The organism is Streptomyces saintjeani, from assembly GCF_055409605.1.
Genome location: NZ_CP189624.1, coordinates 4,294,535 through 4,320,912, shown reverse-complemented (window position 1 = coordinate 4,320,912; position 26,378 = coordinate 4,294,535). Strand labels below are relative to the sequence as shown.

Here is a 26,378-nt window from a genome sequence, read left to right as displayed (position 1 = left end):
GTTCCGTCGGGTCTACGCGGCGCCGCTGACACCGGTGGGGGCGGTGTGGAAGTCCGGCAGGGCCGCGATCCGCACCGCCAGCTCCTGCGCGGCGCGGTGCAGTTCACGGGCGAGCAGGGTGCGGGTCTTCTGGTCGGCGCCGCTCACCGCCGACAGCGCCAGCACCACCTCCGTACCGGGCAGCCGTACGGGGCAGGCGAGTGCGGCACAGGAGTGGACGGCGTCGTCCAGCCGCACGACGGGACCGGCCGCGGGAGGAGCGCCCGCCGGACCGAGCGAGCGGAGGGCGGAGTTCTCGGGACCGGGAACGCGGCCGAGGGGCTGTGCGAGCACCCTGCGGGCGCTGAGGTCGACGATCTTCTCCCGTTCGTCGGACACCCTGGACGTGCCCACCCGCAGGAGATGAACGATGTCGCGGCCCCGCGCGACGGAGAGGCAGACCAGGGAGGTCCCGGTGACGCGGCGCAGGTTCTGCAGGTGGGGCTGGGCCAGGACACGGATCTTCTGGTCGCGCTGGAGCCGGCCGCCCAGGACGAACATCTGCCGGCCCAGCACGAGCCCGCGCTGGCCGCGCTCCAGGAACCCGGAGTCCAGCAGTTCGGCGATGAGCCGGTGGGCGGTGGGTTTGGGCAGGCCGACGCGGCGGGCGATCTCGGCGAGCGTGAGTTCCACGTCGTTCGCGCCGAACGCGCTGAGGATGGCGAGCCCCCGCGTCAGCATGGAGTCGCGTTTGCGCTGTCCCCGCAGTCCGTGCGCCCGGTCGAGCAGTACGGTCCGCTCGGGCTCGGAGCCGGTCACCGCCCGCTCGTCTCTCGCCCCGCCCGCGTGGGCGACGAACACGGATGAAGCATGATATGTGCCGAGATGGCGGAGGTGTTTTCTGGCATGGGGGGACTCCTGGAATTCGAGCTGAAGGAAGCGCGAGCACCGGTGCGGGCGGTGAGGGAGACGTCCGGTTCGCAGGGGGCGTCTCGTTCTCTCCCGAGTCTGCCGTCGGCGAAGGCCCGCCCGGAAGGCCGCCGGAACGGCGGAACAGGCCAGGCCGTTTCCGGCCGGAAATACGGAAACGGCCCCTTTCCCCCGTGCTCCGGGGGAAAGGGGCCGTGGCCCGGCGAAGGTCAGCTCGCGCTGAGCACGGCCCGTTCCGCGTGGGCGAGCCTGAGCAGGAACTGCGAGACGGCGTTGGTGGCGTAGGCGCCCGAGGGCAGCATGAAGGAGACCGCGCACTTCCACAGCCCGCCGAACATGTCGTCGGGCTCGACGTCCCGCACGGTGACGACCGTCTGGAGGACCGTCGGCCGGCGCGAGACCGTGCGGCGCAGCGTGCCGTCGGACCAGCGCCACTTGTCGTACTCCAGCTCGGGCAGCTCGCCGAGCAGGCCGAGCAGGGGCCGGGCCGTGGTGGGGTAGGTGTAGCCGAGCCCCTCGCGTTCGGTCCGCACGACCTCGGGGCCGTGCTGTTCGAGGAGCCGGCTGAGCCGGTGGTTCCACAGGTACGAGGAGTGCGCCGTCCGGTAGAAGGCGGCCACCCGCTGGTCGAGGCCGGCGAAGAACTCCTCGGCGGAGCCGGTGTGCCGCAGCGCCAGGCCGCCCTCGTGGGACTCGGAGGTGCGCAGCAGCGCGAGGGCGAGGTCCAGGTCGCCGTCGAGGAGGGCCTGGCCGATGAGGTGGGTGACCTTGGGGCCGCCCGCGACGCCGAAGCGCTGGGTGTCGTAGTAGTTGGCGAACAGGACGGGCGCCTCGCCGCGCGGCACCCTCCTGAGCCGGTCCGCCTCGTCGGCCTCAAGGCCGCGCAGCGTCAGCAGGAAGGCGTTGCCCAGCAGTTCGCCGATGCCCAGGCGCCGGTCACCCGCTCCGGCGCGGCCCAGGGCGAGCCAGCGGCCGGTGCCGGGGGTCCAGCGCCGGTTGAACGCGTCGAGGAGCGCGGACGGCACCTCGGCCGCGACGGACAGGGTCTGCTCGGTGACGCCGTCCTCGTCCTTGAGGCCGGCGGCACAGACCGCGTCGGCGGGGAGGGCGAGGTGGCGGGCGATCAGGTCCATCGCCTCGAAGGTGGTGAAGCCCTTCTTGCGGAGGTGCAGATAGGTGTGGCCGGAGTCTGCCGAGGTCCGTTGCGGAAGGGCCATGACCTCCCGCACGACGAAATCCTCGGGCACTGCTTTCACGACAGGGCTTCCCATGGCGATTCCTGGAGTTCGAGGCGGGACCGGGGAGAAAACTGACCGGCGAGACCGGTAAACCGAGGAACCTGGGCGCGCAGCGTTCCCGCGCTCATGTCGAGGGCAGGGAATAAGGGGTGTTCACGCCGGTTCCAGGCGGCTTTCCGGTCTCGCCGGTGTCCTTGACGTTACCGGCGCCGCCCAGGGCACGGCAGCGGCGATTTCGCGCGGTGGAACGGGAGATCACTCGGGCCGGTGGAAAATCACCTGGGCGGAAAGCCGCACGGTGCCCGGATTCCCGGGACGCGCGTTTTCCACGGCGTGCCAGGACGTCTCGCCGCGCACCAGGACGACGCTGGAGTTGTGCAGCGGGGCGACGCGCCGGACCACGTCGCGCACGTCCCGCGAGCCGAGGAGCAGCAGGTTGCCGCCCCAGGACTCGGACCAGGGCTCGTTGAAGTAGAAGACGTGGCTGACGAGCTTGCCCGGCTTGTCGACGTGCGGGTCGAGCCAGCAGTCCGGCGGGTAGCGCCAGAGGTTGACCTCGACGGGGCAGGACTCCACGGGCAGACCGGTCAGCGCGGCGAGGCCGGCGCGGTAGCGGGCGCCGGTCACCTCGTGGACGAACTCCTGCCAGGGCCAAGGGAGTTCACCCGCCGGCTCCGGGTGCAGCGGGCGCGTCCACATCGTGTACGTCTTGTCCGGGTCCTGCCCGGTGACCTTGGTGAACCCGGTCGTCGGGAACGTCTCGCGCAGCCGCGCGGCGGCCTCGGCCGGGAACGTCTCGGGCAGGTGGTGGTAGGGGAAGGGCACGGTCTCGCTGCGGGCGTCGGCCAGCAGCACCGGATCGCGGGTCAGCGGTGTCATCGGTCCTCCAGGGGATCGGAGACGGCGGCCCCGTCCGGGCCGCCGCAGGTGCAGGGGGTCTGGTCCGGCGGCGGCCCCGCGGCGCCGGGGCGGGCCCGCAGCAGCGCCGTCAGCTCGCGCTGCGCCGTGCGCGCCGCGCGCCGCGACCGGCAGACGACGACCCGGCCGTCGAACCCGGCCAGCAGCCGCCGCAGCTCGACGAGTTCGCGGCGCCTGAAGCCCAGCACCTTGCGCAGCAGCGCGGGCAGGTCGCGCACGGGCGGGTCGGCCGCGCGCAGGCCGCGGGGCAGGTACTCGCCGTCGGCGCCGTGGTGGCGGCGCAGGCGACGGCTGCGCCGCACGACCTGCCAGGCGCAGACGAGGACCGGCGGGTCGAGCAGGACGACGATCTCGGCCCTGGCGAGCCGTTCGGGGACGGTGTCGAGGTGGTTGCCGTCCACGATCCACCGGTCGCCGCTCGCCAGGGCGGCGACCGTGCGCCGCCACTCCTCGGGCGCGGGGCGGCGCCAGCCGGGGCGCCAGTACAGGTCGTCGAGGTGGAAGACGGGGACACCGGCGCCGGCCAGGCCGTGGCAGAACGTCGACTTGCCGCTGCCGGGGCTGCCGAGGACGGCGACCCGGCGGGCCGGCGGCGTCATCGCCGGCCCCGTCCGGCGAGCGCCGCGACGACCCGGCGCATGACGGGCCGGTCGGCCAGCGAGATCCGCAGGCACTCCCCGAGGCCGGGCACGCCGGTGAACGCGCGGGTCCTGAACCCGGCGTCCAGCAGGGCCCGTTCGGCGCGCGCGGGCTCGGTGGCGGAGCCGGTGTGGAAGGTGACGAAGTTCCCGCCGGGTTCGAGCCGCCGCCAGCCGGGGCGGACCTCCTCGACGGCGCCGGCGAACTCGTCGCGGATGGCGCGTACGTCGTCCCACACCTCGGCGAACTCCGCCGTGCGCTTCAGGAGCCCGGACAGCAGGGCGAGCGCGGGGCCGGAGACCGTGCTGTCCGGGCGGTACGCGGCGAGGTGGTCCGCGATGTCCTCGCCCGCGAAGACGGCGGCGATGCGGGCGCCGGCCAGGGCGTGGGACTTGGAGTGGGAGCGGACGACGACGAGGCGGGGGTGGTCGGCGAGCAGCGGGGTGTGCGTCACGCCCGCGTAGGCGCCGTAGCACTCGTCGATCACCAGCAGGTGGCCGTACCGCTCGCACGCCTCGGCGAGGAAGGCGACCTCGCCGGGCAGCAGCGGCAGCCCGGACAGGCCCGCCGGGTTGGTGAGCGCGACGACGGACGGCGGGTGGGTGCGGACGGCTTCGAACAGGTCGGCGTTGTCCAGCCGGGGAGGCTGTCCCCGCAGCTGGCGTACGGCGGTCACCGGCACACCGCGCAGCCGGGCGTAGTGCCCCCACGCCTCGAACGCCGGCTCCGGCACGATCAGCCGCCCCGCGGGCACCGCGAACGCGTCGACCAGCATGCCGATCGCGCTGTCGGAGCCCGCGGTGAGCACGACCCGCTCGGCGTCCACCCCGTACCGGGCGCCCACCTCGGCCCGCACCTCGGTGAGGACGGGGTACGACCGGGTGTCGGCCGGGGCGAGCGCCCTCGACGCCTCGGCGACCAGCCGGTCGGCCAGCGGGTGCTGGAGCTCGCAGCTCTTCAGATTGACCCCGGCGAAGCGCTGCCGGGGCGGGTGGACGGCGGTCAGGGCGGAGGCGCGGACGGAAAAGAGGGGGACGACCGGCGCCCTCGCCGCCGTCGCCTCACGCGGCGTCATCGGCCGCGTACTGCGGGACGGCCTCGTACACCGTCGTCAGCCGGTCCTCGTGGCCGAACATGAACCCGTACCACTCGCGCGCCAGCGGATCGCCGGGTGCGGAGAGGAGCTGGCGGTTGTAGCGGCTGATCTGCAAGGGGGTCAGGTCGGCGGGGATGCCGTGGTACGGGGTGTACATGGTGGGCCGTACGCGGGCCCCGGTGCGCCGGGCGACGTCGAGGGTGCGGGCGACTCCGGCGGGGGTGGTGCCGGGGAGGCCGACGATGACGAAGGCGTTCAGCTCGATGCCGGCGCGCTCGCACCAGCCGGCGAGCGTGCGGAACTTCTCGTCCTCGATCTGCTTGGCCCTCGGCAGGGTGCCCTGGCTGTCGGGTTCGAGGGTCTCCAGGCCGACCGAGATGCGGACGCAGCCCGAGGCGCCCATCAGCGTGACGAGTTCCTCGTTGAGGTGGTGAATGGTGGTGGCGCATTTCCAGCGCGGTTTCAGTTCGCTCTGCTGGAAGCGGGCGCACAGGTCCTTCACCCAGCGGCGGTCCAGGGTGAACGTGGGCGCGTAGAAGGAGACGTATTCGAAGGGGTGGCGGGCAAAAGCGTCCTCGATGTACTGGACGGTCCGCTCCACCGAGAGGCGGCGTTCCTTGAGCCCGAATATCGACGGCACTTCGCAGAAGTCGCAGCCGATGGGGCAGCCGCGCGCGGCCGGCACGACCAGTTCGCGGCGGAAGGGGATGCCGCAGAACTTGTGGTCGTCACGGGCGTAGAGCCGGTCGTAGGCGGCGTAGGGGATCTCGTCGACGTCCGGCAGGGTCCACTCCTCGGCCGGCAGCGTGCCGCCGGGAAGGTGCGGGTCGTGCCACTGCCCCGCCGCCCGCACGGCGACGCCCGGCAGCGCTCCCTGCGGCCAGCTCTCCCGCACGACGGCGTCGACGACCTGGGCGACCCCGCACTCGTAGTCGCCGGACCGGACGATGGCGTCCAGGTCGTAGCGCTTGAACCAGCCGGGGTTCATGCTGCTCAGGCGGCCGAACGTGACCAGGCGGCTGCGCGGCGACAGCTCCCTGGCGTAGGCGATGAACCGCTCCAGACCGTCCACCGCGTCGAAGTCGTTCATCACGGCGACGACGTCGTAGTCGCCCTGGAAGAGCAGATCGCCGACCGCCTTCCAGTTCATGTTCAGCACCCCGGCGTCGCGCACGTCCACGCGGGTCACCCGGGGATCGCGCCGGAGGTGGCCCGCGGTCATGAACGCGGGCGTGTGATGGCCGGCGTTGAAGTAGCTGGGGACATGAGGCGGCCAGATGACCAGTACCTTCATGGATTCACTCCTGCCTCGTACCTTTCCCGGAATGCTGGTGCGGATCGGGGCCGTACGGAATCCGGGGTTTCTCCCGGCGGAACGCCTTCTGCCGCGCTTCCGGGAAAGCGCGTTCCGCCGCGCGAAACCCTTTCCGTCCGTAAATGCGTATTCACCCTAGGGTTCCCAGGGCTCTGACATTCCCGCAGCAGGAAAGGACCCCCCATGCGCAGTGCAGCGTCTGTGATCACGGCCCCGCGTACGGCCGAGGCCGCGTCCGACAGCTGGGAGCTCTCCCGGACGCGGACACCGTCCTCGGTGCGCGTGGGCGTCTCCGGGTTCAAGCACCTCCTCGTCCCGGCCCTCGCCGCCGCCTGCCTCGCGGACCGGCCCTGGGTGATCTCCAACGTGCCCGACATCGCCGACACCCGGGTCCTGACCGCGCTGCTCGGCGGGGCGGGGGCCGCCGTCATGCACGACCGGCGGGCGGGCACGGTCCGCGTCCTCGCCGGGGAGCTGCGCCGGCACCGCATCCCGGACGAGCTGTCCGCGCAGGTGCACGGCGGCGTCTACCTGCTGCCCGCACTGCTCGCCGCGACCGGCAGGGTCGTGTCGGGGCAGCACGGCGGCTGCCGGATCGGCCAGGGCTCGACGGGCGAGCGTCCGCTGTCCCACGTCGCCGCCGTGATGGAACGCTTCGGCGCCCGCACCGAGCTGTCGGACGGCGCCTTCAGCGCGACCACGCCGCTGTCCGGGCTGCGCGGCGCCGTCGTCGACCTCGCCGACTTCGCCGTACGGGAGCCGGTGACCGGCACCCTCACCGGGCCGTACTACTCCGGGGCGACGAAGACGGCGCTGCTGCTCGGCGCCGTCGCGCACGGCACGACCGTCCTGCGCGAGCCGTACCCGAAGACCGACGTGCTGGAGCTGGCGCGGGCGCTCGGCTCGGCCGGGGTGCCGGTGCGGATCGGGGCGGACGAGATCGAGATCGAGGGGCGGGGCGGGCCGATCGGCGGTACCGAGCTGCGGCTGCCGTCCGACCTGATGGAGGTGGTCACGATGATCGCCCTGTCGGTCTGCCTCGACACCGAGTCACGGATACGGCTGGACCGGCCCGACGCGGTGCGTGCCGGGCTCGCGCCCGAACTGGCGGTCATGGACGCCATGGGGATTCCGCTGGCCTGGGAGGGCGACACGCTGCGCGTCGGGCGCGTGGGGCGGGTCGAGCCCGTCGAGGTGGTCGCCGCCTCCCACCTCGTCTACAGCGACGCCCTCGCCCTGCTGGTGCCGGTGCTGCTGCGGGCGTCGGGGACCTCCGTGCTGACCGACCTCGTGTGGGGCTCGCGGTTCGGGTACGTCGAGGGCCTGCGGGCGCTGGGCGCCGACCTCACCGTCTCCGGGTCCCGGCTGACCGTGCGGCCCAGCACGCTCAGCCTCGCGGCCGGGGACCTGTACGGGGGCGACCTGCGGGCCGTGATGTCGCTGGTGATCGGCGCGCTGACGGCCGGCGGGCGCCACGCGGTGCACGGGGTGGGCCACCTGGCGCGCGGCTACGAGAACCTGCCGGCCAAGCTGCGGGCGTTCGGCGCGGAGGTGCGCGGATGAGCCCGGTACGTGTTCCGGGCCGTGGAACGCCCCCTGCCCCGGGCGGCGCCGGTGCCCAGGATGGAACGTGGCCGCTTCGGGCCGGGCGGCGGGCGCCCGGCCGCGCACGAACCGCGAGAGGAAGGCACCTGTGACGGGAAAACCGCGCACCACCCTGCTCGACGAACCGGCCGTGTCCCCACCGGGTGAGGTCTTCACCCTGTCGCGGTGGTTCGCCCGGCTGTCCGTCGAGAGCGAGCTGCCGGAGCTGAACGCGTTCCTCACCGCGCTGCTCGGGCCGTACTTCGTGCCGACCGCGGGCGCGGATTCCGGCGCGGTCACCGTGTCGGTGCGCCGCTCGCCGGAGCTGCCCGTCGCCGGCGGCGACCTGGACGCCGTGCCGCGCAGCCCGCAGCTGTGGCTCGACGAGGACGGGCCCCGCATGGTCGTCCTGGAGCATCTGAGCGACACGATGGTGACGCTGCGGGACATGGAGGAGGACAGCGATCCGGTCCTGATCAGCGTCAACCGCGGCGAGCGGGCCGTGCGGCTGGACATCGCCGAGGACACGCCCAGGTCGCGGCGGGCCGTCGTACGGCTGGTGGCGTTCCTGCTCAGCGCGCAGCTGCACTCCGGCGGGGTGCCGGTGCTGCACGGGTCCGCCGTCGCCCGGGACGGGCAGGCCGTCGCCGTGTTCGGGGCCAGCGGCTCCGGCAAGTCCACGCTCGCGTTCCTCGCGTCCACGCTGGCCGGCTGGGACTTCGTCTCCGACGACACCCTGCTCGCCTGGGAGGAGGGGCCCGGCGGACCGCTCGCGGTGAGCGGGGCACCGCGCCGGCTCGGGATCGGGGTCGGCGCGCTCGCCGGGCATCCGGCGCGGGACCGGTTCGAGACGCATCCGCTGCGGCGCTACGGCGACGCTCCCGTGGGGCCGCTGCCGACGCCCCCGGCCGACTCGTGGTCACGGGAGGGGCGGGTGCGGCTGTACTGCGACATCGACGAGTTCACCGCGATCACCGGGACGCGGTGCGCCCAGCACGCCGAGCCGGCCGGGATCGTCCTGCCGGTCGCCGATCCGCACATGAGCGGGTGGACGGTGACGGCGGACACCTCCGGCGATCCGGTGCCCGAGCTGGAGCCGACCAGCGGGCGCGCCCTGCGGTACTTCGTCGACTACCTCGGCATCCTCGCGCCCCGGCCCTTCGACGCCGAGGGGCGGGCCCGGGTCCTCGACGGGCTGCGCCGGCTGCCCCGGGTCCGCGTGCGCTACGGACCCGACGTCAACGCCGACTTCCCGCGGTTCTGGGCGGAGGTGACGGGGGCTCTGGGGATGAGCGCCGCCTCCGTCTCCGTCTCCGGGGGGCGGCCGTGCTGATCTGGAACGTGGAGTCCGAGGCCGTCGGTGTCAACTTCCGGGAGGTCCGCGCGCGGGGGCTGCGGCCGGGCCGGCTGTTCCGCTGCGGGTACGTCACCGCGTGCACGCCCGAGGACGCGGCCGTCCTGCGGGACCGCTACGGCATCCGTACGGTCATCGACCTGCGCAGCACGCGCGAGACCGCCGCCTACGGGCCCCCGCAGGCCCTCATCGACGCCGGCCTCGACTGGGTCCAGGCCCCCCTGACCGGCTACTCCGGCGCCGCGGTCGCCGCGCCCCGCCCGGCCACCGGGGACGTCGTCCGCTACTACCACGGCATCCTCACGGACTCCTACGACACCTGCTGGCCCGGCCTCTTCACGGCCCTGGCCCTGGCGGCCCCGGAGCCGTTCCTCGTCTGCTGCCACTTCGGCAAGGACCGCACCGGCCTCGCCGTCGCCGCCGTCCTCGACCTCCTCGGCTGTCCCCGCGACGACATCGCCCGCGACTACGCCGACAGCGCCCGCGACCTCGTCGCCCAGGTCGACCGCTTCCAGGACAAGTGGTTGCGCCGGGGCCACACCCGCGACGACTACCTCCACCGCGTGCAGGTCCGCGACGAGACGATGCACACCCTTCTCTCCGAGGTACGCGAACGCCACGGCGGCCTGGCGCCGTTCCTCAACCGCCGAGGGGTGCCACCGGCGACCCTGGCGACGCTGCGCGCCGAACTGGCGGCGCCCGTCAGGGCCGGTGACACGTGATGCGGGCCAGGCAGGCGAGGGCGGCTGCCGCCCAGGTGGTCATGAGGGCGGCCGTGAAGAGGGGCGCCCGGTGGTGGCAGGGGCAGGCGCAGAGCAGGTGACGGACGCCCGGTACGCCGCTGTCGCGGGGCTCGGCGTCCCGGCAGTGGGGGTGTTCGCCGAGGACGCAGCGGGGGGAGCGGTACTCCGGGTCGGGGTCCTCGGTGTTCACCGGGGTCCGTTCTTCCCGCGCGCGTCGCGGTAGGCGTCCCAGAGCCGCTGCCCCGTCCCGCACCGGTCGGTTCCCGCGCAACTCCCGCACGCACGGGAGTGGTCGAACCAGCGGCGGTACGAGCGCACGGCGGGATCGCGGAACCTGAGAAGTCTCATCGGGGGCCTCCGGAGGGTGAGGGAACGGGGCTCGGGGATGTCGGGGAGAGCTTCAGCGTCGCGAAGACGCACTTGCCGCGCGCGGCGGTCCGGACACCGAGGCAGCCGCCGTACTCGGCGGTGACGGCCTCGACGATGTCCAGCCCCCGGCCGCACTCGGCGTCGGCGAATGCCGTTCGCCGGACGGGCCGGCCGGGGTTCTCGTCGTAGACCTCGACAGCGAGTTCCTCGCCGGTCACCGCGAACCGGACCTCCACGCGGGCGGTGCCGGGCGCGTGCCGGGTCGTGTTCGTCACCAGTTCGGAGACGACGAGTACGGCCGCGTCGGTCACCTCCGCGTCGTACTCCCCGGCGGGCATGGCATCGCGTATGACCCGGCGGGCCCGGCCTGCGGCCTGGTCGTCATTGACGAGCGTGACGGACCACTCCACTCGGGACATGCGCTTGCCTCCCGCTGCATCGGGTGCCTGGGTTGCTCGGTAGCATGGGCCACGGCGAGCTCAAGTCGCAAGCGGAACAACTCGGTTGTTCACTAGAACGAGTGAAGGTCATGCCTTTTCGCTTGCGGGTTCGACCCCCGGCAAGGCACCGTCCCCCCAGCACCTCGCGCCCGGAGAAGAGGGAAGCCCATGGCTGTCGTGCAACGCCCCACCGTCCGCCGCCGCGTCCTCGCGTCCAACCTGCGTCGGCTGCGCTCCGACCGTGGCCTCCACCTCGAACACGCCGCCGAGGTCCTGAGCTGCGACCCCTCGAAGATCAGCCGCATCGAGAAGGCCGAATCAGGCATCCGCCAGGTCGACTTGAAGCTGCTGCTCGACCTGTACGAGATCAAGGACCCGGAGGAGCGGGCGGGTTGGCTGGCGTTGGCCCGCGAGAGCCGTGAACGGCGTTGGTGGCGGGACCTGGAGGACCAACTCCCGCACGATTTCCTGGACTTGGTCGGACTGGAGGAGGACGTCTCTCATGTGCGGGGATTCGAGCCGGGGTTGGTGAATGGGCTGCTACAGACGCAGGCGTACGCGGAGGCCGTCATCGGTGGCGGCGAACTCGGTCCGCTCAACGAAGTCCGCCAGGCGCGCGTCCAGGTCCGGATGGAACGGCAGAAAGCCATCACCCGCAGCGAGAGTCCGCTGGAGGCGTGGATCATCCTTGGCGAAGCCGCGCTGCGGCACATGTACGGCGGACCGGCTGTTCTGCTGGGCCAGTTGCGGCACTTGGTCGAGTTGTCGGAGCTTCCGAACGTGATGTTGCAGGTACTACCTTTTTCCGCAGGGGCATACCGGGGAGGACCGTTCCCCTTTCTGATCTACCGCTTCCCGAAGCCCTCCGCCATGGAAGTGGTCACATTGGAAAACCACATGGGCCAGAGTTACTTGGAGACGCCGGGTGGCATCAAGTACTACGGGGACGCCTTCGACCGCCTCTGCTCCATGGCACTCGGTCCCCTCCAATCCCAGTCCCTGATCCGGGACTTGGCGGGACAGCTCGACTCTTAGAGAAAGACGGCATATGCGCGCAAACAGGTTGGAATGGTTCAAGAGCAGCTATAGCTCTCAGGACGGTGGCTGCGTAGAAGCCCGGTTCCAGGCCAACGGCGTCGGCTGCCGCGACTCGAAGGACGTCCAGCGCCCGGCACTGCGCTTCGAAGCGCGGCAGTGGCAGGCGTTCGTCGACGACGTGAAGGCCGGACGGTACCCCGCACGCGAGGTGTGACCGTCCCGGCCCTTCGGTACGACGGTGGGGTCCCCTTCCTCCGAGGAAGGGGACCCCACCGTCGTACCGGGAAGAAGGCCTACCCCAGCAAGCCGCCCACCAGGTTCTCGTTCCCGCCCGACGACTCGCCCCCGCCCGACCCGCTCGACGAGCTGCCGCCCGACGACGGTCCGGACGACGTCGTGCTCGGCGCCTCCTGCACGGGCGCCGTGTTCTTCGACGGAGTGTCGTCCGAGGACGAACCCTGCGTCTGGCTGGGCGAGTTGGAGGTCGTGGAGTCGCGCGTGGACGTCGGCCTGTCCTGCCGGGACTCCGTGGACGGCGTCGAGGTCGTCCCCTCGGTCGTGGGCGAGGCGGACGCCTCCCCGCTCGGCCGGGAACCGTGCTTGCCCTTGCCCGAGGCGCTCGGCAGCGGCGAGCCCGGCAGCTCGTTGCGCGGCGCCTCGCCGGGGCCGGGGACGACCACCCGGTCGGCGTCACGGACGGCCGCGCCGAGGAGCGAGCCGAAGAGGAGCGTCAGCCCTACGACGATGGCGGTGACCAGCGCGCCCCGGCGCAGCGTGTAGCGGCGCAGCTGCCACAGGGGAGCCCGGGGTCCGAGGCGCCGCCACGCGGCGGACGCGAGCCGCCCGTCCACCGAGTACACCGGCGCCCCCGCGATGATCAGCGGCGACCAGGCGGCGAGGTTGATGATGTCGGGGGTGTCGTAGACGGGCACGGTCTTCCAGCTCACCGTCACGATCAGCGCGGCCGACAGCACCGCGCCCACCACGGCCGCGACCCGCTGCCAGCACCCCAGGATCGTCAGCACGCCGACGACGACCTGGAGGAAGGCGATCACGAGGCCCGAGCCGACCGGGTGGTGCAGCGCGAACTGGCGCAGTGGCTCAGCCACTTCCCACGGGTGCAGCGTGTTCAGCCACTTCACCATCGACCCCCGCTTCCCGCCGTCGAAGTAGACGGGGTCGCAGAGCTTGCCCATCCCCGCGTACGCCGCGAGGAAGCCGAGGAAGATGCGCAGCGGGAGCAGGACGACGCCGAGGTTCAGCCGGCGGCCGGGGTAGTACGCGTGCCGCGCCGGATCGCCGGGGACCCGCTCGCGCGGGGAGTCGTACCCGTCGTACGGCGGGGGCGCGTACGACGGCTCGTCGTAGACGCTGTCGACGGTCTGCATGTGCGGCAACAGCCGGTTGTCGCGGGTGCGTTGGGCGCCGACGAGGGGGGTCTCCATCGTCCGCTCGACGAGGTCCTCGGCCTCCACGCGGGGGATGACCTGGGTGGCGCCCGCGTCGGCGGAGGGCTGTTCGGCGTGGCCCACGCTGCCGGCGCGGACCGCCTGGAGGAGGCGGTGCGCGCCGGTGTCGTCCGGCGCGGAGTGCCCGCTCCAGACGACGGCACGGCGTCGCGCCGGGCTGCCGCCACTGCCGCCGGCGGGCATCCGCGCGGTGCTCTCGGACGCGCTCAAGTGCCGCGCGATGCTGGGGGATTGGCGTCGCGACGACGCTCCCAGCTGCACACGGAACGAGGCGTGCGTGACGATGACCTGCGCCGGATCGCTCGGCACCTTCACCATGCTCAGTGCGGGACCGTCGTCGAGTCCTGAGGCGAATCCCGACTGGCGGTCCCCCGCGGGTGTACGGGGTGTTCTGGTGTCCACACTCATCTAACCGAGTGACTTGTGTTTAGGACACTGCCTTGACTCACCGGAAGTGTCCGGACAGCGTCAAACCCCAGGACTACCCCGTACGGATGACGCGCCCTACGCCCGTCGGCGCGCCGCCTCGTAGAGCACGATCCCCGCGGCGACACCGGCGTTGAGCGATTCGGCGCCGCCGGGCATCGGGATCCGCACCCGGTAGTCGCAGGTTTCGCCCACCAGTCGGGACAGCCCCTTGCCCTCGCTCCCGACGACGATGACCACCGGACCGCCCAGCGCCGCCAGCGTGCCGACCTCCGCATCGCCGTCCGCCGCGAGGCCGACCACCGTGACGCCGGCCTTCTTGTACGCCTCCAGCGCCCGCGTCAGGTTCGTCGCCCGCGCGACCGGCGTGCGGGCCGCCGTACCCGCCGACGTCTTCCACGCACCCGCCGTCATCCCGGCCGCGCGGCGCTCCGGTACGACCACCCCGTGGCCGCCGAACGCCGAGACCGAGCGGACGACCGCGCCGAGGTTGCGCGGGTCGGTGACGCCGTCGAGCGCGACGATCAGGGGGTCCTCGCCGGCGTCGTACGCGGCGGCGGCCAGGTCCTCCGGGTGCGCGTACTCGTACGGCGGGACCTGGAGGACGAGGCCCTGGTGGTTCAGGCCGTTCGTCATGCGGTCCAGCTCCGGGCGGGGCGCCTCCATGAGGTTGATGCCGCCGCGCTCGGCCGCGAGCTGGAGCGCCTCGCGGACCCGCTCGTCGTTGTCGATGAACTGCTGGACGTACAGCGTCGACGCGGGCACGCCCTCGCGCAGCGCCTCCACGACCGGGTTGCGGCCGACGACCATCTCGGACGTCCCCTTGCCGCCACGGCGGGCCACGGGGCGGCGCGCGAGCTGCTTCGCCTTGGCGTTCGCGATGCGGTTCGCCTTGTGCTTCTTGCGCATCTCGGCGGGCGGGGTCGGGCCCTTGCCCTCCAGACCCTTGCGCCGCTGGCCGCCACTGCCGACCTGCGCGCCCTTCTTGCCGGACATGCGGCGGTTGTTGGCTGCCATGACCTACCCGTCCCTAAAAAGTTCGACTTTTCTACTGTAGAAGTAGAAGTACGTTCATGAAGTGTGCCGCCCGGAGAGCCGGACGGCACAATCGATCTTCGTCAACACAGGGTCGCTCAGCGCGGTCCCAGCGTCCAGCGCGGCCCCTGCGGGCCGTCCTCGATCACCAGCCCCGCCTGCCCGAGCTGGTCGCGGATCGCGTCCGCCGTGCCCCAGTCCTTGCGCGCGCGAGCGGATTCCCGCTGGTCCAGGACCAGGCGTACGAGGCTGTCGACCACGCCGTGCAGGTCCTCGCCCCGGTCCGACTCGCCCGCCCAGTGCGGGTCGAGGGGGTCGAGGCCCAGGACTCCCAGCATCGCCCGGACCTCCGCGAGGCGGGCGACCGCGCCCTCCTTGTCGTCGGCGGCGAGCGCGCTGTTGCCCTGGCGGACGGTGGTGTGGACGATCGCGAGGGCCTGCGGGACGCCGAAGTCGTCGTCCATGGCCTCGGCGAACGCGGGCGGCACCTCGGCGGCCGGCTCGACCGCCCCGCCCGCCTTCTCCACGACGCGCTGCACGAACCCCTCGATCCGCGCGAACGCGGACTCGGCCTCGCGCAGCGCCTCCTCGCTGTACTCGATCATGGATCGGTAGTGAGGCGTACCCAGGTAGTACCTGAGGACGATGGGCCGCCACTGCTTGACCATCTCCGAGACCAGCACGGAGTTGCCGAGCGACTTCGACATCTTCTCGCCGCTCATGGTGACCCACGCGTTGTGCAGCCAGTACGTCGCGAAGCCGTCGCCGGCCGCCTTCGACTGGGCGATCTCGTTCTCGTGGTGCGGGAAGATCAGGTCCAGGCCGCCGCCGTGGATGTCGAACGCCGGGCCCAGGTACTTGCGGACCATCGCCGAGCACTCCAGGTGCCAGCCGGGCCGCCCCCGCCCCCACGGCGTCTCCCAGTCCGGCTCACCGGGCTTCGTCGCCTTCCACAGCGCGAAGTCACGGGGGTCGCGCTTGCCGGTGATCCCGGACTCGTCCGGCTGCCGCATCTCGTCCAGGTCCTGCCGGGACAGCTCCAGGTACGACGGCCAGGAGCGGACATCGAAGTAGACGCTGCCGTCGGCCTCGTACGCGTGCCCCCGCTCGATGAGCGTGCGCATCATCTCGACCATCTCGGTGACATGGCCGGTCGCGCGGGGCTCGTACGTCGGGGGGAGGCAGCCGAGCGCGCGGTAGCCGTCGTTGAACGCGCGCTCGTTCTCGAAGCCGATGGACCACCAGGGACGGCCCTGCTCACCGGCCTTGTTGATGATCTTGTCGTCGATGTCCGTCACGTTCCGCACGAACGTGACGTCGTACCCCCGGTACGTGAACCACCTGCGGATGATGTCGAAGTTGAGGTTCGACCGGACGTGCCCGATGTGCGGTGCCGCCTGCACGGTGGCGCCACAGAGGTAGATCGAGACGCAGCCCGGCGTGAGCGGGGAGAAGTCACGGATCTGCCGGGCGCTGGTGTCGTACAGGCGAATAGTCACGGGACCAAGGGTAGTAGGAGAAGGCGGCGAAAAAACACCGCCGTTGTTCAGGGCTTCCGTACGACGAGCGCCGTCGCGATCGCCATCAGACCCTCGTCCCGGCCCGGGAATCCGAGCCCGTCCGTCGTCGCTCCCGACACCGACACCGGCGCCCCGACCGCGTCCGACAGGATCTTCTGGGCCTCGTCCCGGCGCTTGCCGATCTTCGGGCGGGGGCCTACGACCTGGACGGCGACGTTCCCGATCACGAACCCCGCGTCCCGCACGATCCGGGCCGCCTCCGTCAACAGCGTGACGCCGGATGCACCCGACCACTCCGGGCGCCCGGTGCCGAAGTGCTGACCCAGGTCGCCGAGCCCCGCCGCCGAGAACAGCGCGTTGCACGCCGCGTGCGCGACGACGTCCGCGTCGGAGTGGCCGGCGAGGCCGGTGCCGTCCCACTTGAGGCCGGCGCACCAGAGTTCGCGGCCCTCCTCGAAGGCGTGGATGTCGGTACCGATGCCGACCTGGGGGAGCACCGGAAACCCGTCAGAAGCCATCGTTCGCCCTCCTGCGCGCCAGAACCGCCTCCGCCAGCACCAGGTCCAGCGGACGCGTCACCTTGAACGCCTCCTCGTGCCCCGGCACCACGACGACCGTCCCCCCGAGCTGCTCGATCATGCTCGCGTCGTCCGTGACGTCCTCGGTGACGGTCTCGTGCGCGTGCACGAGAACCTTCCGGTCGAACCCCTGCGGGGTCTGCACGGCACGCAGGCGCGCGCGGACGGGGGTGGACACGACGGGCTCGGGCGCCCCCGGCGTCGGCTCCACTTCCTTGACCGTGTCGGCGAGCGGTACGGCGGGCACCACGGCGACGGCGCCCTCGCGGACCGCCTCCACGACGGAGTCCACCGTGTCGACGGGGACGAGGGGCCGGGCCGCGTCGTGGACGAGGACGATGTCGTATCCGTCGGGCAGCGCGTCCAGGCCGAGTTTCACGGACTCCTGGCGGGACTCGCCGCCGGGGACGACGACGAACTCGGTGCGCTCGGGGAGTGCGTGCGCGTCCAGGAGGGAGCGGACCTCGGAGGCGCCGTCCGGGGGCGCCACGACGACGACCAGGGAGACCGCGCGGGACGCGGCGAGCGCGCGCACCGCGTGGATCAGCATCGGCGTGCCGTTCAGCGTGCGCAGCGCCTTGGGTGCGCCGGGGCCGAGGCGGACGCCGCGACCGGCGGCCGGAATCACCGCGGCCGTGCGGATGGCCGCCTTGGGGGGGTGTGATTCGTCAGACATGGTTCCTGTCAGGTTTGTGTGCTCGACCTACGTGGGTATGGCCTGGGAGGAGTGCCGGGTACCCCCACCTCGACCTGCCCCTTCCGTGACGCGCGGGCCGGGAGCGGGAGCCCGGGACTCTTGTACAAGTACTCGGGTGTTCCCTCGGGGACCCCGGGCTCGGGCGGTGGGGATACGAACATGCCGCAGCGCCCGGCGACGGGAAATACGTCATCGGGCACCGCGGCATGATCAGGTGTGGAGAGACAGGCTCGGCTCAGGAAGCGAGTACCTCGTCGAGCAGGGCCTCGGCCTTGTCCTCGTTGGTGTTCTCCGCGAGGGCCAGCTCGCTCACCAGGATCTGGCGGGCCTTGGCGAGCATGCGCTTCTCACCGGCGGAGAGTCCGCGCTCGCGCTCACGACGCCACAGGTCACGGACGACTTCCGCGACCTTGATGACATCGCCGGAGGCGAGCTTCTCCAGATTTGCCTTGTAGCGACGCGACCAGTTCGTGGGCTCCTCGGCGTACGGCGCGCGCAGCACCTCGAAGACCCGGTCCAGCCCGTCCTGACCGACCACATCACGTACGCCGACGAACTCCGCATTGTCCGCTGGCACACGTACCGTCAGGTCACCCTGGGCGACCTTCAGCACCAAGTAGGTCTTGTCCACGCCTTTGATCTGGCGAGTTTCGATGGCCTCGATCAGCGCGGCCCCGTGATGGGGATAGACCACGGTGTCGCCAACCTTGAACGTCATGTGACAGGTACCCCTTCCGTGGCTATCCAGGGTAACACGGAAACGACGGTTCCTGAATGGCGTTTTCGCAGGTCAGGGCATATCTCAGGGCTTGACAACAGCAACAGGAACGTGCTGGGGAAGGCGCTCGGAAGCGGGTATTCGCAGGTGGGAGCGGCTCTCCGTGGGGGGTGAAACGCGTACGTTACACGCTTCCGGAACCGCGTCAAGGCGAGTGAACGTCCCGATATGTCCTCTTCCTGGTGTACGACTTCCGCTACTCCGTTCGGCGTGACGTGGCCGGTCTTCGACGTTTCCGGAATTGATCATCGAACATCCCGGCCCGCCGGGGTGATCGAATTTCCGGCACCCGCCGCATTCGGGGTTCGAAAATCCGGGCCGGGGGCCGCGAGGGGTTATGTGAATGCGCGGGGCACGGGAAGTGGCCATAGTGGCGCGTGGGTAAGAAGAGGTGGGTGGGGCTGGTGTGACAGGTGGGGTGCTCGGGACGTCGGGAGGTGTCAGAGGCGGGTCGGGTGCGGGGGCCGGTGAACGGGTCGATACCCTGAGGGCGCTGACTGACCCTTAGGGCGGCTTTATCGGAATCCGCCCCTGCGTTCCAAGGAGATGCCGCCGCCGTGAGCAGCAGCCTTCGACGCGGCGCCCTCGCCGCTTCCGCCCTCGCGTTCTCGATCGCCTCGCTCGCCGGCTGCGCCGCCGGGAACAACAGCCAGACCCTGGAGATCAAGCCGGACAACGCGGCTGTCACCGTCGGGGTGATCAAGATCCAGAACGCGATCGTCGTCACCCAGCCGGAGCGCGGTGCCGAGGGGCCCGCCGCCGTCGCCGCGACCGTCTTCAACACCAGCCGGTCCGACCAGACGCTGACCGGCATCACCGTGGACGGCACCAGCGCCTCCGCCGTGCTGACGCCGGGCAAGGACGACACGAAGAGCACGAAGGGCAGCCTGGTCGTCCCGGCCGGCGGCTCGGTCGTCATCGGCGGCGCGAACAACGCGTCCGCCGTGCTGGAGAACCCGGGCGACACCGTCAAGAACGGCAACGCCCAGAAGATCACCTTCACGTTCAGCGAGACGGGTGACGTCAGCCTCCAGGCGTTCGTCGTCCCGGCGACGAGCTACTTCACGTCCTGGGGCCCGACGGCGGTCCCGACCCCGTCCTCGTCCCCGAGCGCGGGTTCCTCGGAGTCCCCGAGCCCTTCGTCCTCCCCGAGCACGTCGGAGTCCCCCGCGGCCGGTCACTGACCGACCCCGGACACGCCTGAGGGCGGCACCCCCGACCGGGGATGCCGCCCTCATCGCCGTAGAGAGGCTCTTTACGGCTCGAACTTGTAGCCGAGGCCGCGAACCGTGACCAGGTAGCGCGGCGCGCCCGGGTCCGGCTCGATCTTTGCGCGCAGGCGTTTGACGTGGACGTCCAGGGTCTTGGTGTCGCCGACGTAGTCCGCGCCCCAGACCCGGTCGATGAGCTGCATGCGGGTGAGGACGCGGCCCGCGTTGCGCAGGAGCATCTCCAGGAGGTCGAACTCCTTCAGGGGGAGGTCGACCTTGGAGCCGGAGACCGTGACCACGTGGCGGTCGACGTCCATGCGGACCGGGCCCGCTTCGAGGGCGGCCGGGGTGACCTCCTCCGGTTCGCCCCTGCGGCGCAGGACCGCGCGGATGCGGGCGACGAGTTCGCGGGAGGAGAAGGGCTTGGTGACGTAGTCGTCGGCCCCTATTTCGAGGCCCACCACCTTGTCGATCTCGCTGTCCTTGGCGGTGACCATGATCACCGGGACGTTGGACCGGCCGCGCAGCTGGCGGCAGACCTCCGTGCCGGGCAGGCCCGGCAGCATCAGGTCGAGGAGGACGAGGTCGGCGCCGTTGCGCTCGAACTCGTCGAGACCGTCGGGGCCCGTGGCCGCCACGGCGACCTCGAAGCCCTCTTTGCGAAGCATGTACGACAGGGCGTCGGAGAAGGACTCCTCGTCCTCGACGACGAGCACACGGGTCACGGAAGGACCTCCGGGGCGGGGAGCGGTTCGTAGGGTGATTCTGAGGGTGCGGCCCTGTCCTCGTCGGCCTCTTCGCCGTCCAGGTCGGGGTGCTGGTGCGCCCGGTCACGGGACGAACCCGCCTCCGGCAGTCGCAGGGTGAACGTGGAGCCCTGTCCCTCGGAGCTCCACACCGTGACCTCCCCGCCGTGCGAGGCGGCCACGTGCTTGACGATCGCGAGCCCCAGTCCCGTACCTCCTGTGGCACGGGAGCGGGCGGGGTCGACGCGGTAGAAGCGCTCGAAGACGCGCTCCTTGTCCTTCTCGGAGATGCCGATCCCCTGGTCGGTGACGGCTATCTCGATCAGGTCGCCCCCGGGCGCGGTCACCCGGCGGGCCGCTATCCCCACGCGGGTGCGGGCGGGGGAGTAGTTGACGGCGTTCTCGACGAGATTGCCGAGCGCCGCCGCGAGCTGGCCGCGGTTCCCCCATACGTGCAGGTCGGCCGTGCCGCCCGCGGCCATCGTGATCTGTTTCGTGCCCGCCTGGTGGCGGCACCGGTCGACGGCCTCGGCGACGAGTTCGTCGACCCGGACCGGCTCGGAGTCGTCCAGCGGGTCGTCGTTCTGCACCCGCGAGAGGTCGATCAGCTCCTGCACGAGGTTGGTGAGCCGGGTCGCCTCGATCTGCATGCGGCCCGCGAAGCGCTGGACGGCCTCGGGGTCGTCCGAGGCGTCCATGACGGCCTCGGAGAGCAGGGAGAGCGCCCCGGTCGGGGTCTTCAGCTCGTGGCTGACGTTCGCCACGAAGTCCCGGCGGACCGCCTCGATGCGGCGGGCCTCGGTGAGGTCCTCGACCAGCAGCAGCACCAGACGGGAGCCGAGCGGGGCGACCCGCGCGGAGACCGCGAGAGCCTCGCCCCGGCCGGTCCCGCGCCTCGGGAGGTCCAGTTCGACCTGGCGTATCTCGCCGTCGCGGCGGGTGTCGCGGGCCATCAGGAGCATCGGCTCCACCGCCAGCTTCCCGCCCCGCACCAGGCCCAGGGCGTACGCCGCCGAGCTCGCCTTCACCACGGCGTCCGCCTCGTCCAGGACGACGGCGGAGGAGCGCAGGACCGACAGCACCGTGTCGACCCCCGGCGGGAGCACCGCGTCCGTGTGCAGCGAGGTACGGGTGGGGCGCTTCTGGTCGCGCTCGCTCCAGCGGAACGCCAGCATGGCGATGACACCGGTGAGCACCCCGGCGATCGCTGCCGCTGCGGCGACCGCCGCGTTCACGTCCATGTCTCCAGGTTAGGCACGGGGTGCGACTTCGCCACAGCCGTCGAGGGGTGACCTTCGAGACTCGTCGCCCAGAGTTCACCTTGGAGCTAGTGGTGGTTCATTTGGGGTGGCGGAAACCGACGCGTGCGGGGCCGAACGTGGGACTGTAGGCGCTGGAAACCGATGCAGGAGAGGGAACGCTGATGCGTGACGCGTACCACGAGGAACTTGATTCGATCGGCGACGGTCTGGTGGAGATGGCCCGGCTGGTCGGCTCGGCCATCGGGCGCGCGACCACCGCGATCCTCGACGCCGACCTGAACCTGGCCGAGAACGTCATCGAGGGCGACAAGAAGGTCGACGAGCTGCACCACGAACTGGAGGCGAAGGCCATAGCGCTGCTCGCCCGCCAGCAGCCGGTGGCCACGGACCTGCGGATCGTCGTGACGTCCCTCAGGATGTCCGCCGACCTGGAGCGCTCCGGCGACCTCGCCCAGCACGTCGCCAAGCTGGCGCGGCTGCGCTTCCCGGAGCGGGCCGTGCCGCGCGACCTGCACGCCACCATCCTGGAGATGGGCCAGCTCGCCCAGCGCCTGATGGCCAAGTCCGCCGAGTGCATCATCACCAAGGACGTCGACCTCGCGCTCCAGCTCGAAGCGGACGACGACGAGATGGACCTCCTGCACCGCACGCTGTTCCAGCACCTGATCGACGACCGCTGGAAGCACGGCATCGAGACCGCCGTCGACGTCACCCTCCTGGGCCGCTACTACGAGCGGTTCGCCGACCACGCGGTCGCCGTCGCCAAGCGCGTCGTCTTCCTCGTCACCGGCGAGCACGCGGACGACCTCCAGCAGGATCTGCCGCCGGAGATCCAGGCGTAGAGCTTCTGTGCGCCGTTGATGCGCCCTTCACTCCGGGTCGTGGTTCGGTTGCCATGGGTGTACCTGCGTCGAGGAGGGACCCATGGCCGAATCCCCCAGCACGTCGCCCGACCCCACCCAGGAGACACCCACCGAACAGCCTGTCGAGATCAGGAACCTGATGCTGATAGGGGCCTGTGGGTGCGGGTCGGGGTGCGGGTGCGGGTGCCAGTCCGGCAGTCCGTGCCAGTGCGGTTGAGTCGTACGACGACGTAGGGCCCGGTGATCCCACCGGGCCCTACGGCTGTCAGTGCACCAGGAAGGCGACGCCGGCGAACGTGGCGACGAAGGAGAACAGGAACAGGAACACCTGCGGGGTGGTCGCGTTCTCCATCGGCTCGCCCGCGTCGCGCAGCCGGAACTGGCGCCGGAACCACGGGTGGTAGACCGCGCGGAGGATCGCCAGGCTGAGGCTGATCAGGGTGAAGAAGAACAGCGCCTGGCGGCCTTCGAGGCTGCCGAACTCCGCCTGGGCCCAGAGGAACAGCGCCATGCTGCCGGGGACCGCGACGCAGATGACGCGGTGGGACGGCTTGCGCTTGTCCGCCAGGGTCAGGGACGCGTACCCCAGCGCCGCGCCCGAGACGAGGGCGAGGATCCACCAGCCGGTCGTGGACATGTCCTCAGTGAGCATGTGCGGATCCTCGCCCTCTCGTACCGGGATTACCAGGTCAGCAGACCGACGACCGTGGTCGTGACGTCACCGGCCACGCTGACGATCTTGCCGCCGACGGTGTCGGCGAGCTTGACCGCGTCGTCGGCGTAGTTGAGGCCGATGCGGGACAGCGGGCCGCCCACGCCGAGCGTGACCAGGCCGAGGCCGAAGAGGCCGAACGCGGACTGGAACTGCTTGCTCTGCCAGTTCCAGTCGTTGCCCGCGAGCGCGAGGAACGCGCTGACCCCCTGCACGACCACCGAGGAGATACCGACGCCGATCGCGATCGGGGCCAGCGGCGGGAAGAACAGCGAGGCGACCCCGAGCGCGACCGCGCCGCCGCCGAGGATCGTCGAGTAGTGGCCGACGACGGTCGACCACTGCTTGGCGCTGCCGACGTCCTCCGGCCAGATCCCCCAGTCGACGTACCACGGCTTGTCGCTGTCGGCGGTCTGGGAGGGGTTGGTGCCGTCGCTCTCGTAGCCGCGGGCCTTGTCGGCCGCGTCCATCGCGCGCTGCTTGGCCTCGGCGGCGACCTTCGCGGTGTAGATCCGGTTCGCGTCGGACGCGGCGGCGGCAGCGGCCTGCGCGTCCTTGCCGGCCTGGACGGCGGAGGCGCGTGCGGCGGTCGCGGACGCCTGTGCGGAGGACGCCGAGGCGACCGCCTGGCTGGCGGAGGCGGCGGCGCGGCGCGCGGAGTAGTTCGCCGTCCGGGCGGCCGTCCGGGCCACCGCCGCAGCCTGCTGCGCGGTGGCGGCGGACTTCGCGGCGTCGGCGGCCGACTTGTCCGCCGCGTCGGCGTTGGACTTGGCCTCGGCGGCGGACTTCTGCGCGTCGGCGGCGTACCCGTCGGCCCTGTTCTTCCACGCGGTCGCCTCGGCGGCGGCCTGGCGGGCCTCGGCGGCGGCCTTGGACGCGAGCGCGGCGTCCTCCTGCGCCTTCGCGGCGACCTTCGCGGCGTGCGCGATGGCCGCGCGGATCGCCGAGATGTGCGCGACGGCGTCCTGGTCGAGGCGGGCCACGTCGTACTGGTCGTGGGCGACGAAGTTCCGCCGCATCCGGGCGGGGCCCTCCAGGACGATCTGCGCGGCCGACTTCATGTACTGGCCGCCGCCCGCGAGCAGTCTGAAGATCTCGACCCGGTCGTCCTCCTTGATCGCCTCGGCGTGCTCGATCTGGAGGAAGCGGTGCAGGGCGATGGCGCTGCCGTCGTCCAGCGCGGCCTGCGCCTTCGCCTTGACGGCGGCGCCGGGGTTCGCGCCGAGGACGTTGAAGACCAGTACCCGGTTGTCCGTCTTGGCCGCCTCGACGGCGCCGGTCGTCAGGAAGGTGCGGACGGCGTCCGGCGCGGTGGAGGCCAGCGTGTCGGCGGCGGCCCGCGCGACGGAGATCCGAGAGATCTCGGCGACGGTGACGACGGTCTCGCGGTCGTCCTGGCCCTCGGCGAGCGCCCGGTCGGCGGCGAGCCAGTTCAGGACGTCGTACTCGGTGCCGGACAGCGCGTACTCGGCGGCCTGGCGGGTCCAGGAGCCGGAGTTGTCCAGCAGGAGCAGGGCGGCGCGGCGCCCCTTGTCGACGGCCGTGGCGGTGTCACCGGCGGCGACGGCGGCCTCGGCGGCGGCGACCAGGTCCTTGATGTCGGACGAGGTCCGGTCGGCCTGGGTGCGCTCGCGGTTCGCCTTGGCGAGGTCGGCGGTCTCCTCCTGCGCGGCGAGGCGCGCGAGTTCGACGCCGATCGCGGTGTCGGCCTCGATGCGCTCGGTCTCGGCGGCCCGCGCGGCCTTCTCGACCTCCTGCGCCTCCTTGACCGCGTCGGTCGCGGTGTTGGCGGCCTCGACGGCGGCGTTCGCGGACTCCGTGGAGCGCTTGGCGTACTCGACGGCCTGACCGGCGTGCGCCGCCGCCTCGTCCGCCGCTGCCGCCGCCTTCTCGGCGTGCGCTGCGGCGGAGTTGGCGGCGTCACGGGCCACGGCGGCTGCGGCTGCGGCGCGTCCGGCGAGGGTGGAGGCGGTGTTCGCGGCGGCCGTCGCGCGCGCGGCGGCGGCGCTCGCCTCGGCGGCGGCGGCGCGGGCGCGGGCGGCCTGCGCCTGGGCGACACCGGAGGACGCGGCGGCAGCGGCGGCGGCGTTCGCGGCGGCGGCGGCGTTGTTCGCGGCCGACTTGGCGGCGGCCCCGGCCGTGTCGCAGGCGGCGGCAGCGGCGCGTGCCTGGTCGGCGGCCTTCGCGGCGGTCCGCGCCTTGCTCGCCGCGTTGCGGGCGCCCTCGGCGGCGGAGCGTGCGGCAGCCGCCTTCGAGGCGTCCTTCGACGCGGCGATCGCGGCGCCGTACGCGCGGGACGCGGCGCTGCCCGCCGAGGCGGCGGCCGAGGCGGCGGCCTGCGCGGCCATCGTGGCCCGGCCGGCGGCGGCCTGCGCGACACGGGACGCCGAGATCGCGGTGGTCGCGGCGGCTGCCGCGCCCTTCGCGGCGGAGGCGGCGGCGTTCGCGGCGCGCGCCGACTTCGCGACGTCGTCCTTCGCGGCGGCGGCCTCGTCGGCGGCCTTCAGCGCGGCGGCCTTCGCCTTCTCGGCGGCGTCCTTCGCCTTGTCGGAGGCGGCGACGGCCTGCTCGGTCTGCAACTGGGCGCGCTTGCCCTCGCGTTCGACGATCGCGACGAGCTGGTCGATCGTCGCCGCCTCCTCGTCGCGGGCGCGCGCGATGTACTGGCCGGAGACCAGGAACTGGCGGATCGCCTGCGCCGAGCCGTCGTCCAGCGCGCGCTGCGCGTACGTGGCGACCTGCGGGGAGGCGCCGGTGAGGATCTTGAAGACGGCCGAGCGCTCGTCCTCGGCCTGCGCCGTGAACTGACCGTCGTTCAGGAAGGTGTGCAGCGCCTTGTCGTTGGCCGCGTCCAGCGCCTTCGTACCCGCGCGCTGTACGGCCGTGCCGCTGTTGTTCATGACCGTGAGCACCGAGGCGCGCAGGTCGGAGCTGACGGCCGCCGTGTAGCCGCCGTCCAGGAAGGTCGAGACCGCGTCATCCCCCGCCGACAACGCCGTATTGACCAGGTTCTGGACGGACCGGCCGGCATAGGTCAGACCCGCCAGCACACCCATCCGGTTGTCCTCCGCACGGCGTGCGGGGAGGTCGGTGGTGAGGAACGCGGTGACCGCGGCCGGGGTGCCCAGCAGCGCCGCCGTGGCGGACTCGCGGACGCTGCGTCCGCCGGTCTTGTACGCCCACACCGCCTTGCCTCGGTCGGTGTCCGGCAGGCCGCTGTCCGACGGGTCGTCGGCGGCGAGGGCCGGAGTGGCCGTCAGCGTGAGGATCGAGGGGAGGGCCGGCAGCGCGGCCACGCCGGCGGCGGCGGTGAGAATCCGGCGTCTGCTCCACAGAGAAGAGGGAGGCAAAAGAAATCACCCTTCCGGTGCTTTTGAGTTTTCCGGCACAGGTAAAGCACGCGTCATGGTCCAAGTCAATGCCGGATTCGCATGCCGG

The 26,378-nt window shown here is 72.0% G+C and carries 26 protein-coding genes; 7 read left to right on the top strand and 19 right to left on the bottom strand.

Annotated elements, in window-relative coordinates; all coding sequences use genetic code 11:
• Window positions 1–12: 12 nt before the first annotated feature.
• The 6 genes from ACQCO7_RS19555 to ACQCO7_RS19530 form a co-directional block, all read right to left on the bottom strand.
• Window positions 13–840 (bottom strand): helix-turn-helix domain-containing protein, encoded by an 828-nt coding sequence (locus tag ACQCO7_RS19555; RefSeq protein WP_464073074.1) that lies wholly within the window; start codon window positions 838–840, stop codon window positions 13–15.
• Between the two features lie 278 nt (window positions 841–1,118).
• Window positions 1,119–2,165: a tRNA pseudouridine(13) synthase TruD gene (gene truD, locus ACQCO7_RS19550; RefSeq protein WP_464073073.1), complete on the bottom strand. Its 1,047-nt coding sequence runs from the start codon at window positions 2,163–2,165 to the stop codon at window positions 1,119–1,121.
• Between the two features lie 237 nt (window positions 2,166–2,402).
• Window positions 2,403–3,026 carry a 2OG-Fe(II) oxygenase gene (locus ACQCO7_RS19545; protein ID WP_464073072.1) on the bottom strand — a complete coding sequence of 208 codons (624 nt, stop codon included), beginning with the start codon at window positions 3,024–3,026 and terminating at the stop codon, window positions 2,403–2,405.
• On the bottom strand, window positions 3,023–3,664 hold the full coding sequence (locus ACQCO7_RS19540) for a P-loop NTPase family protein (RefSeq protein WP_464073071.1): 642 nt from the start codon (window positions 3,662–3,664) through the stop codon (window positions 3,023–3,025). Before ACQCO7_RS19540 ends, ACQCO7_RS19545 begins: the two co-directional genes overlap by 4 nt.
• The gene (locus ACQCO7_RS19535) at window positions 3,661–4,779 is read right to left on the bottom strand and encodes an aminotransferase class I/II-fold pyridoxal phosphate-dependent enzyme (protein WP_464073070.1); all 1,119 of its coding nucleotides are present in this window, start codon (window positions 4,777–4,779) and stop codon (window positions 3,661–3,663) included. The genes ACQCO7_RS19540 and ACQCO7_RS19535 overlap by 4 nt, the downstream gene beginning before the upstream one ends.
• Window positions 4,766–6,094, bottom strand: a complete 1,329-nt coding sequence (locus ACQCO7_RS19530; protein WP_464073069.1) for a B12-binding domain-containing radical SAM protein — start codon at window positions 6,092–6,094, stop codon at window positions 4,766–4,768. The genes ACQCO7_RS19535 and ACQCO7_RS19530 overlap by 14 nt, the downstream gene beginning before the upstream one ends.
• 204 nt (window positions 6,095–6,298) lie before the next feature.
• Here ACQCO7_RS19530 and ACQCO7_RS19525 point away from each other — a divergent pair, with 204 nt between their 5' ends.
• The 3 genes from ACQCO7_RS19525 to ACQCO7_RS19515 all read left to right on the top strand — a co-directional run bounded on the left by ACQCO7_RS19525 (window position 6,299) and on the right by ACQCO7_RS19515 (window position 9,775).
• Window positions 6,299–7,678: a hypothetical protein gene (locus ACQCO7_RS19525; RefSeq protein WP_464073068.1), complete on the top strand. Its 1,380-nt coding sequence runs from the start codon at window positions 6,299–6,301 to the stop codon at window positions 7,676–7,678.
• Between the two features lie 130 nt (window positions 7,679–7,808).
• A complete protein-coding gene (locus ACQCO7_RS19520; RefSeq protein ID WP_464073067.1) occupies window positions 7,809–9,032 on the top strand; it encodes a hypothetical protein in 1,224 nt (407 codons plus the stop codon).
• Window positions 9,026–9,775, top strand: a complete 750-nt coding sequence (locus tag ACQCO7_RS19515) for a tyrosine-protein phosphatase (RefSeq protein WP_464073066.1) — start codon at window positions 9,026–9,028, stop codon at window positions 9,773–9,775. The genes ACQCO7_RS19520 and ACQCO7_RS19515 overlap by 7 nt, the downstream gene beginning before the upstream one ends.
• Here the strand turns inward: ACQCO7_RS19515 and ACQCO7_RS19510 are convergent.
• The 3 genes from ACQCO7_RS19510 to ACQCO7_RS19500 are packed head-to-tail and all read right to left on the bottom strand — an operon-like array spanning window position 9,756 to window position 10,584.
• Complete coding sequence (locus tag ACQCO7_RS19510; protein WP_464073065.1) at window positions 9,756–9,986, bottom strand: hypothetical protein; 231 nt, start codon at window positions 9,984–9,986, stop codon at window positions 9,756–9,758. The genes ACQCO7_RS19515 and ACQCO7_RS19510 overlap by 20 nt on opposite strands.
• On the bottom strand, window positions 9,983–10,144 hold the full coding sequence (locus tag ACQCO7_RS19505) for a hypothetical protein (RefSeq protein WP_464073064.1): 162 nt from the start codon (window positions 10,142–10,144) through the stop codon (window positions 9,983–9,985). The genes ACQCO7_RS19510 and ACQCO7_RS19505 overlap by 4 nt, the downstream gene beginning before the upstream one ends.
• Window positions 10,141–10,584 (bottom strand): ATP-binding protein, encoded by a 444-nt coding sequence (locus ACQCO7_RS19500; RefSeq protein WP_464073063.1) that lies wholly within the window; start codon window positions 10,582–10,584, stop codon window positions 10,141–10,143. The genes ACQCO7_RS19505 and ACQCO7_RS19500 overlap by 4 nt, the downstream gene beginning before the upstream one ends.
• A 189-nt stretch (window positions 10,585–10,773) precedes the next feature.
• Between ACQCO7_RS19500 and ACQCO7_RS19495 the strand changes: the two genes are divergently transcribed.
• Entirely contained in the window at window positions 10,774–11,640 is an 867-nt protein-coding gene (locus ACQCO7_RS19495) for a helix-turn-helix domain-containing protein (RefSeq protein WP_464073062.1), read from the top strand.
• Window positions 11,641–11,653: 13 nt separating this feature from the next.
• Window positions 11,654–11,857 carry a DUF397 domain-containing protein gene (locus tag ACQCO7_RS19490; RefSeq protein WP_464073061.1) on the top strand — a complete coding sequence of 68 codons (204 nt, stop codon included), beginning with the start codon at window positions 11,654–11,656 and terminating at the stop codon, window positions 11,855–11,857.
• Between the two features lie 79 nt (window positions 11,858–11,936).
• Here the strand turns inward: ACQCO7_RS19490 and ACQCO7_RS19485 are convergent, their stop codons facing one another.
• The 6 genes from ACQCO7_RS19485 to ACQCO7_RS19460 form a co-directional block, all read right to left on the bottom strand.
• Window positions 11,937–13,520: a DoxX family protein gene (locus tag ACQCO7_RS19485; RefSeq protein ID WP_464073060.1), complete on the bottom strand. Its 1,584-nt coding sequence runs from the start codon at window positions 13,518–13,520 to the stop codon at window positions 11,937–11,939.
• 96 nt (window positions 13,521–13,616) lie between these two features.
• A complete protein-coding gene (rlmB, locus tag ACQCO7_RS19480; protein WP_464073059.1) occupies window positions 13,617–14,555 on the bottom strand; it encodes a 23S rRNA (guanosine(2251)-2'-O)-methyltransferase RlmB in 939 nt (312 codons plus the stop codon).
• Window positions 14,556–14,671: 116 nt separating this feature from the next.
• A complete protein-coding gene (gene cysS, locus ACQCO7_RS19475) occupies window positions 14,672–16,072 on the bottom strand; it encodes a cysteine--tRNA ligase (RefSeq protein ID WP_464073058.1) in 1,401 nt (466 codons plus the stop codon).
• A 47-nt stretch (window positions 16,073–16,119) separates the two neighbouring features.
• The gene (gene ispF, locus ACQCO7_RS19470) at window positions 16,120–16,611 is read right to left on the bottom strand and encodes a 2-C-methyl-D-erythritol 2,4-cyclodiphosphate synthase (RefSeq protein ID WP_464073057.1); all 492 of its coding nucleotides are present in this window, start codon (window positions 16,609–16,611) and stop codon (window positions 16,120–16,122) included.
• Window positions 16,601–17,347: a 2-C-methyl-D-erythritol 4-phosphate cytidylyltransferase gene (ispD, locus tag ACQCO7_RS19465; protein ID WP_464073056.1), complete on the bottom strand. Its 747-nt coding sequence runs from the start codon at window positions 17,345–17,347 to the stop codon at window positions 16,601–16,603. Before ispD ends, ispF begins: the two co-directional genes overlap by 11 nt.
• A 256-nt stretch (window positions 17,348–17,603) precedes the next feature.
• Window positions 17,604–18,086, bottom strand: a complete 483-nt coding sequence (locus tag ACQCO7_RS19460; protein ID WP_003953493.1) for a CarD family transcriptional regulator — start codon at window positions 18,084–18,086, stop codon at window positions 17,604–17,606.
• A gap of 617 nt (window positions 18,087–18,703) precedes the next feature.
• On the opposite strand from ACQCO7_RS19460, the gene ACQCO7_RS19455 reads away from it, so the two are divergent.
• Complete coding sequence (locus tag ACQCO7_RS19455) at window positions 18,704–19,330, top strand: copper chaperone PCu(A)C domain-containing protein (protein WP_464073055.1); 627 nt, start codon at window positions 18,704–18,706, stop codon at window positions 19,328–19,330.
• Between the two features lie 71 nt (window positions 19,331–19,401).
• Here ACQCO7_RS19455 and phoP read toward each other — a convergent pair whose 3' ends face one another.
• Together phoP and phoR are read right to left on the bottom strand one after the other, a co-directional pair.
• Window positions 19,402–20,073 (bottom strand): two-component system response regulator PhoP, encoded by a 672-nt coding sequence (gene phoP, locus ACQCO7_RS19450; RefSeq protein WP_018568744.1) that lies wholly within the window; start codon window positions 20,071–20,073, stop codon window positions 19,402–19,404.
• 5 nt (window positions 20,074–20,078) lie between these two features.
• On the bottom strand, window positions 20,079–21,344 hold the full coding sequence (gene phoR / locus ACQCO7_RS19445; RefSeq protein WP_464073054.1) for a two-component system sensor histidine kinase PhoR: 1,266 nt from the start codon (window positions 21,342–21,344) through the stop codon (window positions 20,079–20,081).
• A 182-nt stretch (window positions 21,345–21,526) separates the two neighbouring features.
• Here phoR and phoU point away from each other — a divergent pair, with 182 nt between their 5' ends.
• Complete coding sequence (gene phoU / locus ACQCO7_RS19440; protein WP_464073053.1) at window positions 21,527–22,207, top strand: phosphate signaling complex protein PhoU; 681 nt, start codon at window positions 21,527–21,529, stop codon at window positions 22,205–22,207.
• A gap of 286 nt (window positions 22,208–22,493) precedes the next feature.
• Here the strand turns inward: phoU and ACQCO7_RS19435 are convergent, their stop codons facing one another.
• On the bottom strand, window positions 22,494–22,880 hold the full coding sequence (locus ACQCO7_RS19435; protein ID WP_464073052.1) for a hypothetical protein: 387 nt from the start codon (window positions 22,878–22,880) through the stop codon (window positions 22,494–22,496).
• Between the two features lie 29 nt (window positions 22,881–22,909).
• Window positions 22,910–26,290, bottom strand: coding sequence for an ALF repeat-containing protein (locus ACQCO7_RS19430; protein ID WP_464073051.1), 3,381 nt, complete (start codon window positions 26,288–26,290; stop codon window positions 22,910–22,912).
• Between the last annotated feature and the right edge of the window lie 88 nt (window positions 26,291–26,378).

Coding starts and splice junctions, on each gene's coding strand:
- phoR (WP_464073054.1), bottom strand. CDS start 21,344: ATGGACGTGAACGCGGCGGTCGCCGCAGCGGCAGCGATCGCCGGGGTG.
- phoU (WP_464073053.1), top strand. CDS start 21,527: ATGCGTGACGCGTACCACGAGGAACTTGATTCGATCGGCGACGGTCTG.
- ACQCO7_RS19460 (WP_003953493.1), bottom strand. CDS start 18,086: ATGACGTTCAAGGTTGGCGACACCGTGGTCTATCCCCATCACGGGGCC.
- ACQCO7_RS19540 (WP_464073071.1), bottom strand. CDS start 3,664: ATGACGCCGCCGGCCCGCCGGGTCGCCGTCCTCGGCAGCCCCGGCAGC.
- ispF (WP_464073057.1), bottom strand. CDS start 16,611: ATGGCTTCTGACGGGTTTCCGGTGCTCCCCCAGGTCGGCATCGGTACC.
- ACQCO7_RS19495 (WP_464073062.1), top strand. CDS start 10,774: ATGGCTGTCGTGCAACGCCCCACCGTCCGCCGCCGCGTCCTCGCGTCC.
- ispD (WP_464073056.1), bottom strand. CDS start 17,347: ATGTCTGACGAATCACACCCCCCCAAGGCGGCCATCCGCACGGCCGCG.
- ACQCO7_RS19435 (WP_464073052.1), bottom strand. CDS start 22,880: ATGCTCACTGAGGACATGTCCACGACCGGCTGGTGGATCCTCGCCCTC.
- ACQCO7_RS19485 (WP_464073060.1), bottom strand. CDS start 13,520: ATGAGTGTGGACACCAGAACACCCCGTACACCCGCGGGGGACCGCCAG.
- ACQCO7_RS19525 (WP_464073068.1), top strand. CDS start 6,299: ATGCGCAGTGCAGCGTCTGTGATCACGGCCCCGCGTACGGCCGAGGCC.
- rlmB (WP_464073059.1), bottom strand. CDS start 14,555: ATGGCAGCCAACAACCGCCGCATGTCCGGCAAGAAGGGCGCGCAGGTC.
- ACQCO7_RS19490 (WP_464073061.1), top strand. CDS start 11,654: ATGCGCGCAAACAGGTTGGAATGGTTCAAGAGCAGCTATAGCTCTCAG.
- ACQCO7_RS19530 (WP_464073069.1), bottom strand. CDS start 6,094: ATGAAGGTACTGGTCATCTGGCCGCCTCATGTCCCCAGCTACTTCAAC.
- ACQCO7_RS19535 (WP_464073070.1), bottom strand. CDS start 4,779: ATGACGCCGCGTGAGGCGACGGCGGCGAGGGCGCCGGTCGTCCCCCTC.
- ACQCO7_RS19500 (WP_464073063.1), bottom strand. CDS start 10,584: ATGTCCCGAGTGGAGTGGTCCGTCACGCTCGTCAATGACGACCAGGCC.
- ACQCO7_RS19505 (WP_464073064.1), bottom strand. CDS start 10,144: ATGAGACTTCTCAGGTTCCGCGATCCCGCCGTGCGCTCGTACCGCCGC.
- ACQCO7_RS19545 (WP_464073072.1), bottom strand. CDS start 3,026: ATGACACCGCTGACCCGCGATCCGGTGCTGCTGGCCGACGCCCGCAGC.